General features: G+C 70.3%; 9 protein-coding genes. 4 read left to right on the top strand and 5 right to left on the bottom strand.

Annotation, left to right across the window (positions count from 1 at the left end):
- Nucleotides 1–713: AMP-binding enzyme (locus IU449_RS22570; RefSeq protein WP_195004089.1), on the top strand; the 713-nt coding region annotated here is incomplete at its 5' end.
- A 55-nt stretch (nucleotides 714–768) separates the two neighbouring features.
- On the opposite strand, the gene IU449_RS22565 is transcribed toward IU449_RS22570, so the two are convergent.
- From IU449_RS22565 to IU449_RS22555, 3 genes are all read right to left on the bottom strand, one after another.
- Nucleotides 769–1,236 (bottom strand): VOC family protein, encoded by a 468-nt coding sequence (locus IU449_RS22565; RefSeq protein ID WP_195004088.1) that lies wholly within the window; start codon nucleotides 1,234–1,236, stop codon nucleotides 769–771.
- Nucleotides 1,237–1,409: 173 nt separating this feature from the next.
- The gene (locus IU449_RS22560) at nucleotides 1,410–2,141 is read right to left on the bottom strand and encodes a hypothetical protein (RefSeq protein ID WP_324188380.1); all 732 of its coding nucleotides are present in this window, start codon (nucleotides 2,139–2,141) and stop codon (nucleotides 1,410–1,412) included.
- Nucleotides 2,138–3,091, bottom strand: coding sequence for a hypothetical protein (locus tag IU449_RS22555; RefSeq protein WP_195004086.1), 954 nt, complete (start codon nucleotides 3,089–3,091; stop codon nucleotides 2,138–2,140). Before IU449_RS22555 ends, IU449_RS22560 begins: the two co-directional genes overlap by 4 nt.
- Before the next feature lie 147 nt (nucleotides 3,092–3,238).
- Between IU449_RS22555 and lspA the strand changes: the two genes are divergently transcribed.
- From lspA to IU449_RS22540, 3 genes are read left to right on the top strand one after another with little or no spacing between them, the layout of a single operon-like run.
- Nucleotides 3,239–4,045, top strand: a complete 807-nt coding sequence (gene lspA / locus IU449_RS22550; protein ID WP_195004085.1) for a signal peptidase II — start codon at nucleotides 3,239–3,241, stop codon at nucleotides 4,043–4,045.
- The gene (locus IU449_RS22545) at nucleotides 4,042–4,968 is read left to right on the top strand and encodes an RluA family pseudouridine synthase (protein ID WP_195004084.1); all 927 of its coding nucleotides are present in this window, start codon (nucleotides 4,042–4,044) and stop codon (nucleotides 4,966–4,968) included. The genes lspA and IU449_RS22545 overlap by 4 nt, the downstream gene beginning before the upstream one ends.
- The gene (locus tag IU449_RS22540; protein WP_228805481.1) at nucleotides 4,961–5,902 is read left to right on the top strand and encodes a hypothetical protein; all 942 of its coding nucleotides are present in this window, start codon (nucleotides 4,961–4,963) and stop codon (nucleotides 5,900–5,902) included. Before IU449_RS22545 ends, IU449_RS22540 begins: the two co-directional genes overlap by 8 nt.
- Nucleotides 5,903–6,025: 123 nt before the next feature.
- Here the strand turns inward: IU449_RS22540 and IU449_RS22535 are convergent, their stop codons facing one another.
- Both IU449_RS22535 and IU449_RS22530 read right to left on the bottom strand, forming a co-directional pair.
- Entirely contained in the window at nucleotides 6,026–6,853 is an 828-nt protein-coding gene (locus IU449_RS22535) for a PhzF family phenazine biosynthesis protein (protein ID WP_195004083.1), read from the bottom strand.
- A gap of 151 nt (nucleotides 6,854–7,004) precedes the next feature.
- The gene (locus tag IU449_RS22530) at nucleotides 7,005–9,425 is read right to left on the bottom strand and encodes a cation-translocating P-type ATPase (protein ID WP_195004082.1); all 2,421 of its coding nucleotides are present in this window, start codon (nucleotides 9,423–9,425) and stop codon (nucleotides 7,005–7,007) included.
- Nucleotides 9,426–9,431 lie beyond the last annotated feature (6 nt).

Here is a 9,431-nt window from a genome sequence, read left to right as displayed (position 1 = left end):
TCGTCGACACCTGGTGGCAAACCGAAACCGGCGCCATCATGATCTCCCCCCTCCCCGGGGTCACCACCACCAAACCCGGCGCCGCCATGACCCCCCTCCCCGGCATCAGCGCCCGCGTCGTCGACGACGACGGCGCCGATCTCGCGACCGGCAGCTCCGGACTCCTGGTCTTGGACCAGCCCTGGCCATCCATGCTGCGCGGCATCTGGGGCGACATGGACCGCTACCGCGACACCTACTGGGCACGTTTCGCCGAGCAGGGCTGGTACTTCGCCGGCGACGGCGCGAAGGTCGACGAGGACGACGCGCTCTGGGTGCTGGGCCGCGTCGACGACGTCATGAACGTCTCCGGCCACCGCATCTCCACCGCCGAAGTCGAATCCGCCCTGGTCGGGCATTCCAGCGTCGCCGAAGCCGCTGTCGTCGGCGCCACCGACGCCACCACCGGCCAGGGCATCGTCGCCTTCGTCATCCTCACCGCCGACGCCGAGGACACCGGCTCGGCACTCGTCGCCGACCTGAAGGCCGAAGTCGCCCGCGAGATCAGTCCCATCGCCAGACCGCGCGACATCCATGTCGTTCCCGAACTGCCGAAGACCCGCAGCGGCAAGATCATGCGCCGCCTGCTGCGCGATATCGCCGAGGGCCGCGACCTCGGCGACACTTCCACCCTCGTCGACCCGAGTGTCTTCGAGGCCATCGCGCGCGGCTGAATCGGGCGCGGCGTACCCGGTCCGTGAGGGGGATCGGGTGCGCCCGCCCTGCCGATCAGGATTCGCCGAACAGGCGCGCCATGCGCCGGTCCATCTCGTCCGGCGGGACGTCTTCGACGTGGGTGGCGACCGTCCAGCGGTGTCCCCAGGGGTCGATGAAGGAACCGGAGCGGTCGCCGTAGAACTGGAGGGTCACCGGCTCGAGTTCCCGGGCGCCCGATTCCATGGCGGTGACGAAAGCCGCGTCGGCGTCGGGGACGTAGACGTGCAGGCTCACCGGAGTGCCGCCGACAGTCCTGGGATCGAAGAAGCCGACTTCGGGAGCGGGGTCGCCGAGCATCAGCACGGATCCGCCGATCAGCAGTTCACAGTGCGCGATCTTGCCGTCCGGGCGGGGCATGCGCATGCGTTCGGTCGCGCCGAACACCTGTTTGTAGAACTCGACGGCCGCCGCCGCGCCGTCGATGGCCAGCCCGGGGGAAAGCGCCGGGTATCCGTCGGGGATGGGTTCGACATCGGACATGACCGACCTCCAGGTCGAGGCAATTCGTCTGACCTCGCGAGCCTATGCCCCGCCCCGGCCGCGGCACGACCTTCGGTGTGGATCGTCGCGGCTACGGTTCGGTGACGGCGGGGTTCAGGCGGCAGCGGGGTTCGGTGACCGTGGGGTTCGGTAACAGCGATGCTCGGTGACAGCTATGCCCCGCGCAGCGCGCGCACCTGGGCAGCGGTGAGTTCGGCCAGCAGCGCCGGGTCCGACGCTTCCGGCGCGGTGACCGAGATCTGCACGAGGGTGGCGCCGACCTGGACCAGGGTCGCCTGCGCGACCAGAGTCGCGCCCTCGCTGGTCATCCACAACTGGAACGAGGTACTCGCATCGCCGGCGGGCGGCTGGTCCAGCGCGCCGAGCCGGTAGTCGATGCGCGTGTCCTCGCTGTCCTCGCCGAAGTACTCGGTGCAGTTGTGCAGGGTCTGCTGGACAGCGGTGAAGGCCGGGCCCACCTCGGCGTAACTGGCGGCGTCGATATCGATGCCGGCGAACTCCGGGCCCTCGTAGGCGACACCGGTCCAGGTGAGCGCCTCCGGTCGCTGATATCCCAGGGCCATCAGCACTTTGCCGCAGCCGGCGGGAGTGGTCGGTGCCGGCACGGAGGCGGGCCGGGTGGATTCGTCGGCCGGGTCGTAGGCGGCGACCATGCCCGCGGGCAGGTCGTCTTCGCCGAGCAGACGCAGCGCGAGGGTGTCGGCGTCGGTGAACGGCGGGACGGTGACCGGCGCCGCGGGCACGACGGCGCCGAGCGCGCCGAGCTCGATCGGGTCGGCGTCGGAGCCGGTGTCGCCGGAGGATCCGCATCCGGTCGTCACCAGGGCGAAGGCGCAGACAGCGGCGGCGTATACGGCTGTTCGCGCGATGGCGAGAGTCCTCACTCGGCCCACGACACCTGCGTGACGATGCTCTGGCTCAGCAGGCTGACGCTGCGCGGGTCCCGGTAGACCTGGTGGCCGCCGACGGTGATCGACCCGGCCACCGGCAGCGGCAGCCCCAGATCGAAGGTGATGGTGCCGTTGCCCTCCATGAGGTAATCCTCGATGGACAACGTGCCGGTGTCGTTGGGCAGCGCCCACGACGAGGATTTCGGGGTCTGCTCGACCGTCAGTTCGATGGTGAGCCGGTCGCCCTCGCGCTTGGTGAGCGTCGCCGTGGTCACCTGGTCCAACGTCACCCCGCCGGTGACCTCCTGATGCACCGTCCACACCGCGCCTTCGCCGACGGGCTCCTCGGGGAACATGATCGAGCGGTACACCGCCTGGTAGAAGGCGTTCTCCAAGGCCGCGCGCGCGGCGTTCGGCGTGTCGGGGTCGGGGGCGAGGCGAAGGGCGATGATCGCGCCCTCGGCGCTGAAGTCCAGACCGGCCTGCGAACCGTCCGCGGCCGTCAACGCCCGGCTGAGCATGGGGTCGGGACTGGTCACCTCACCGAGAGTGAGATCCACGCCGCCGGTGCCCGCGAGCGCGGTCATCGGGATGGTCAGCGCCGGGGTGGAGAAGTCCCGGGGCGGTTGATCGTTGATCTGCTGTTCGATGTGGTGCTCGGTGTGCAGGGTCACCCGCTGTTCGGTGCCCGGCGCGAAGGTCGGTCGCAGCACGGCGCGCGGCTCGGCGCCCGGGGAGACCAGCGTGGCCGCGGCCACCGAGATCGGCACCGTCACCTCCTTGCCGATGCCGAGCGGCTCGGTGCCCTCGGTGGTCGCGGGCGATTCGGCGTCATCGGCGCAGCCGACGGCGAAGGTCGACAGGCCCAGGGCGATCGCCAGGAGCAGTGCCCGCGGTCGCGCGATCCGGGGTAGATGGGGAGAAGACAACACCGTCACGAGCATCAGGGTACGACCGCTTCCTGAGTGTGGGCTCAGACTCCACCGCGGCCGTGCCCGAGCGTTATCCGCGGCGACGCCGAACGGGCGCGGCATCGCCGGTCCATCGCCGCCCCGGAGGAGGCGCGGCACAGGCGCGGGTGTCCTCGAGCGATGATGGAGAGTGTGAATGACGATCGGCACCCCGAAAACGACGACGCCGCCGACGCTGCCGTCGACGCCGTCGAGGCCGACGCCGCTGTCCCTGGCGACACCGCCGACACCACCGGAAGGGCGGACGAGTCCGCCGGGGAACTCCCCCCGCTACGGCTGCACACGCTGCTGACGCTCGCGGTGGTGCTCTTCGCACTGGACCTGCTCACCAAGTGCATCGTGGTGGCCACCATCACCCCGGGCGACCCGGTCCCGATCATCGGTGACTTCGTGCGCTTCGCGTTGGTCCGCAACCCCGGCGCGGCATTCTCGATGGCCACCGGCATGACGTGGCTGCTGACGCTGGTCGCGGTCGCGGTGGTGATCGGGGTGATCAGGATCGGCCGGAAGCTGCGTTCGCTGTGGTGGGCGATCGGCCTGGGCATGGTGCTCGGCGGCGCGGTGGGTAATCTGGCCGATCGGCTGTTCCGTTCGCCGGGTCCGTTGCAGGGCCACGTGGTCGACTTCGTCGCCGTCGGCTCGTTCCCGGTGTTCAACGTCGCCGACTCGGCGATCGTGTGCGGCGCGGCGCTGCTGGTCGCGGCGACGCTGTTCGGGTTCGAACTCGACGGCACCCGCGTCGGACGCGACAACGAGACCGAATCCGGTGGCGCGGTCGCGGGGGTCGACCGCGAGCACACCGGCGGCAACACGACCGACGACAGTGACACCACCGACGACAGCGTCACGACGAAGGACAGCGTCACGACGAAGGACAGCGCGCGAGAGCGCGGCACCGAGCACACGGGAAAGGGGAACACCACGTGAGAGAGACCAGGGCCATGCCGGTGCCCGACGGGCTGGACGGCATGCGGGTGGACGCCGGTCTGTCCCGGTTGCTCGGGCTCTCGCGCACCGCGGTGGCGGCATTGACCACCGACGGCTCGGTGCTCCTGGACGGGGTCGCGGCGGGCAAGTCCGACCGGCTCACCGCAGGCGCCTGGCTCGAGGTCGAGTTCCCCGAACCCAAGCGCGAATTGACCGTCGAGGTCGCCCCGGTGGAGGGCATGAAGATCCTCTACGCCGACGACGACATCGTGGCGGTGGACAAGCCGGTCGGCGTGGCCGCGCACACCGGGGTCGGCTGGTCCGGACCGACCGTGGTCGGTGGGCTCGCCGCCGCGGGCTACCGCATCTCCACCTCCGGCGCGCACGAACGCCAGGGCATCGTGCACCGCCTCGACGTGGGCACCTCCGGGGTGATGGTGGTCGCCCAGTCCGAGCACGCCTACACCGTGCTCAAGCGCGCCTTCAAGCAACGCACCGTGCACAAGCGCTATCACGCGCTGGTCCAGGGCCATCCCGATCCGAGCAGCGGCACCATCGACGCCCCGATCGGCCGCGCGCGCGGCAACGACTGGAAGTTCGCGGTCACCGCGGACGGACGTCCGAGCGTCACCCACTACGACACGATCGAGGCGTTCCAGGCCGCCAGCCTGCTGGACATCCATCTGGAAACCGGCCGTACCCACCAGATCCGCGTGCACTTCTCCGCGATCCGGCACCCCTGCTGCGGTGACCTGACCTACGGCGCCGACCCGAAACTGGCCGCCCGCCTCGGCCTGGAACGGCAGTGGCTGCACGCGCACACCCTGGGTTTCCACCACCCCGCGGATGGTCGCTGGCTCGAGATCGTCAGCGAGTATCCGGCCGACCTGAGCCATGCATTGGACGTACTGCGCGATGCGTGAGGAGGGCTCGCCCGCCGATCCCGCCGACGAATTCGGCGGGAATTCCGGCCACGCCCCCTCCACACCCCCCGACCGCTCCGCCGACCCCGACGAGCGCCCCGGCAGCCAGCACTCCGGTCCCGCCGCCGAGCCGGGCAGTGGTCCCGACCACGGCGCCACCGCCGAAGCGGCCGTCGGTTCCGGTGACGACGCTGCCCGCACCGCGGGTGCGAGTGCGAGTGCCCACGAGAAGCTCTCCACGGATGCGAACGCGAAAGACGCCTCGGAAGGCGGCAAGGTCCGCGTGCTCACCCTGGTCGTCGTCGCCGTTGTGGCGGTGGGTTTGCTGGCGGTGCTCGGCATTCTGAACCCGCCACGCGATCTCGGGGTGCGCACCGACCGGTTGGGCCCCGAGAACGCCGAGCGGGTGTCCGATTATCTTGCGCGGGCAGCCGATTCGCTGACAGTCGAGGACAACGCCGACCACTGGGCGCTGCTGTCGTTCACCGAGCCGCTGCCACCGGATCAGCTGTCCGCGCACACCGGCGGCCTGCGGATCGGCCAGGTGCTCTATCAGGTGCCCATTCCCCGCGTCCGCACACCACTCACCACGATCCCGGTGCCCGCCAACGAGACCGCCATCCGCGCTTCGGCGGCATCCGCGGCCGGGCTCATGCGCTCCGCGTCGACAGGCGAGGTGTCCGACGAGCGCTACCGCCGGATTCTCCAGGTGAGCGCGCAGCGGCTCGAGGCGGGCTGCGCGTGCGCCGTCGCGGTCGTCGTGCGCGGACCGCTGGACCGGTTACGGGAATTGCGCGCTGATCCGGCGATTCGCGCGGTGGAGGCGTTGCCCGCCGACGCGGTGGCCGGACACTACGGCGTCGCGCCGCTCCTGCCCGAGCACACCGAGACGGTGCTCCCCGGACCGGACGACGGTCCTGTTCCCGGCAACTGAGCCGAGCCGCACAACGCCGAAGCCGGACATATCCCCACCGATGCCGATCGGGCCACGCCGACGCGGGTCGGCGGGGCACTCCCTGGGCCCGCGAGCGCTGTCCGGCCGGACAGCGGCACTGTTTCAATCCGGCAGCTGGACGACCCCGTCGAGGTAGCGGCGGCACCGCCCGATGAGCAGCACCCGGTCGCCGGCCAGTTCACACCGCAGGGCGCCGCCGCGCCGGGACAGCTGGCGGGCGATCACGAGCGGACTGCCGATGCGCTCGGCCCACAGCGGAACCAGCTGGGCGTGGGCCGATCCGGTGACCGGGTCTTCCTGGATGCCGACGCCGGGAGCGAAGAAGCGCGACACCAGGTCCACCTCGTCGCCGGGGGCGGCGATGATCGCGCCGCGGGGCAGCGGTGGGAATGCGCCGAACATCGGCGTCGCCTCGCGTACTTCGCTTTCCGAGACCAGCACGAGGACTTCGTCGGGGCCGCTGTAGGCGCGGACCGGGCGCACGCCGAGCGCCTCGACGAGCGCGGGATCGGGGTCGGTCTCGACAGAGCCGACGGCGGGCAGGTCGAGGACGTATTCGTCGTCGTCGGTGCGGTCGACGTGCAACCAGCCGCTGCGGGTGTAGAAGCTGACGCGATCTTCGCCGGGGTGCAGGTCTTCGAGGATCTGCGCGGCCGAGGCCACGGTGGCGTGACCACACATGTCCACCTCGGCGGCCGGGGTGAACCAGCGTAGGTGGAACACCGGTCGATCGGTGGGGGCCTCCGGGGTCGCGGACGCCTCGGGCGGTAATTGCGAGGTGTAGAAGGCGGTTTCGGCGAGGTTGTTCTCCTCGGCCAGATTCTGCAGCAGCTCGTCGGGCAACCACGACGGCAACGGCATCACCGCCGCCGGGTTGCCGGAGAACGGTGCGTCGGCGAACGCGTCGATCTGGTGCAGCAAGACCTCCATTCACCAGAAGGTACCCCACCGGCGAATGACCGCCCGGCCCAAGGGTTCTCGCGGCGCGGCGGGTCGGACGACCATGTTGCGCCCCGCCACGGGACCGAGTCCCGCGGACCCGCCGGTATCAGCCGTGCGGCGGATCAGCCGTGCGGCGGGATCAGGCCGCTCCGCCCGGCGAGGCCGGGATCAGCCGGTGCTCGCCGTCCTCGGTGGCGCTGAACCACCAGGCGATCTCGACGAGCACGATGCCGAGCGCGCCGAGCGCCAATGCCGTGCCCGTCAGAACGAGGTTCGACGGGTCGAGCGCGAAGAACTCCCGGGTGAACGGCACCGTGAACAGCACGACGTAGGCCAGCATCGACACCACGATCAGCAGCACCTTCCACCAGGCGTAGGGCCTGGCGACGATCGCCAGCACCCACACCGCGATGACGATGAGCGTGATCAGGGCCGTGGTTCCCGCCTGCATCTTCTCCTGTTCGGTGGCATCGACGCCCTGATAGGCGATCAGATAGGCCACGAACGTCGCCACGCCGATGACGATGCCCGACGGGATGGCCTGGCGCATGACCCGGGACACGAACCCGGAGCGGGCGCGCTCGTTGTTCGGGGCCAGCGAGAGGATGAACGCCGGGATGCCGATGGTGAACCAGGCGGCGATGGTGACGTGGCGTGGCAGGAACGGGTAGCCGATGGGGTCGTAGTCGAAGATCTGCGAGCCGAGACCGGCCAGGCCGACCAGGAAGGCCAGCAGCACCGAATACACGGTCTTGGTCAGGAACAGGTTCGAGACGCGCTCGATGTTGCCGATCACCCGCCTGCCCTCGGCCACCACATACGGCAGCGTCGCGAACTTGTTGTCCAGCAGGACGATCTGGGCGACCGCGCGGGTGGCGGGGCTGCCCGAGCCCATCGCCACGCCGATGTCGGCGTCCTTGAGCGCGAGCACGTCGTTGACGCCGTCGCCGGTCATGGCGACGGTGTGCCCGCGCGACTGCAGCGCGCCGACCATCGCCCGCTTCTGCTCCGGGCGGACGCGGCCGAAAGTGGTCTCGTCGTCGAGCACGTCGGCCAGGGCCGAGAGATCCTCGGGCAGCGTGCGGGCGTCGACGGCGTGGTCGCCGCCGGGCAGGTCGAGGGAAGCGGCGACCGCGCCGACCGAGACCGCGTTGTCGCCGGAGATCACCTTGATGCCGACGTCCTGCTGGGCGAAGTACACCAGAGTGTCGCGCGCGTCCGGGCGCACCTTCTGTTCGAGCACCACCAGGGCCACGGGGGTCACCAAGCCGGGAGCATCCGCGGCATCCACCGGGCGGTCACTGTGCGCGAGCAGCAACACGCGCAGGCCCTTGGCGCCCAGTTCCTCGGCCGCGCGAGCGTCCGGCGTCGCCGGGTCGAGCAGGACGTCGGGGGCGCCGAGCAGCCAGTCGCCGTGGTCACCGAAGGAGATGCCGCTCCACTTCTTGGCCGAAGAGAACGGCGCGACCCCGGTGCGCTGCCAACTCGGCGCGGCGGGCAGCGCCTCCGCGATCGCCTGCACGCTGGCATTGGGTCGCGGGTCCGCGGCAGCGAGCGCGGACAGCGCCTCGCGCGCGCCCGCCTCGTCGGCTCCGCCGAGCACCCGGACCTCGGCCAGCCGCATGCCGTTCTCGGTGAGAGTGCCGGTCTTGTCCGCACACACCACGTCCACCCGGGCCAAGCCCTCGATCGCGGGCAGTTCCTGCACCAGGCACTTGCGCTTCCCCAACCGCACCACGCCGACCGCGAACGCGATGGAGGTCATCAGCACCAGGCCCTCGGGCACCATCGGCACGAGCGCGGCCACCATTCCGGTGACCGCGGGCCGCCACGATTCGCCGCTGGAGAACAGCTGGTTGTAGATGCTGAGCAGACCCGCGGGGATCAGCAGGATCGTGATGAACTTCAGAATGCGGTCGATGCCGCTGCGCAGTTCCGAATGCACCAGGGTGAATTTGCTGGCCTCCTCGGCCAGGCGAGCGGCATAGGCGTCGCGGCCGACCTTGGTGGCCCGATAGGCGCCCGACCCGGAGACCACATAACTACCCGACATCACGGGCGCACCGGCTTGCTTGTCGATGGGGTCGGCCTCGCCGGTGAGCAGCGACTCGTCGATCTCGAGCAGCTCGGATTCCTCGACCACACCGTCGACCACGATCTGGTCGCCCGGCCCCAGTTCGATGAGATCGTCGAGCACGACGTCGTGCGGCGAGATCTGCCTCGCCACCCCGTCGCGCCGCACCGTCGGCTTGGCCTGGCTGATGATGGCGAGCTGATCGAGGGTGCGCTTGGCCCGCACCTCCTGGATGATGCCGACCGCGCTGTTGGCGACGATGAGCAGGCCGAACATGCCGTCGATGAGCGAGCCGGCACTCAGCACCAGCAGGAACAGCACACCGAGGATGGCGTTGATGCGGGTGAAGACATTGGCGCGCACGATCTCACGCACCGAGCGACTGGCGCGATCGGGGACGTCATTGGTGAGCCCGTCGCGGCGACGTTGCTCGACCTGTGCCGCGGACAGTCCGGCCGACCCGGAAATCTGCTCGGTTGTCGTCATGAGCGT

It is taken from the genome of Nocardia higoensis, from assembly GCF_015477835.1.
GTDB classification, from domain to species: domain Bacteria; phylum Actinomycetota; class Actinomycetes; order Mycobacteriales; family Mycobacteriaceae; genus Nocardia; species Nocardia higoensis_A.
This window is presented reverse-complemented; position numbering and strand designations above follow the sequence as displayed.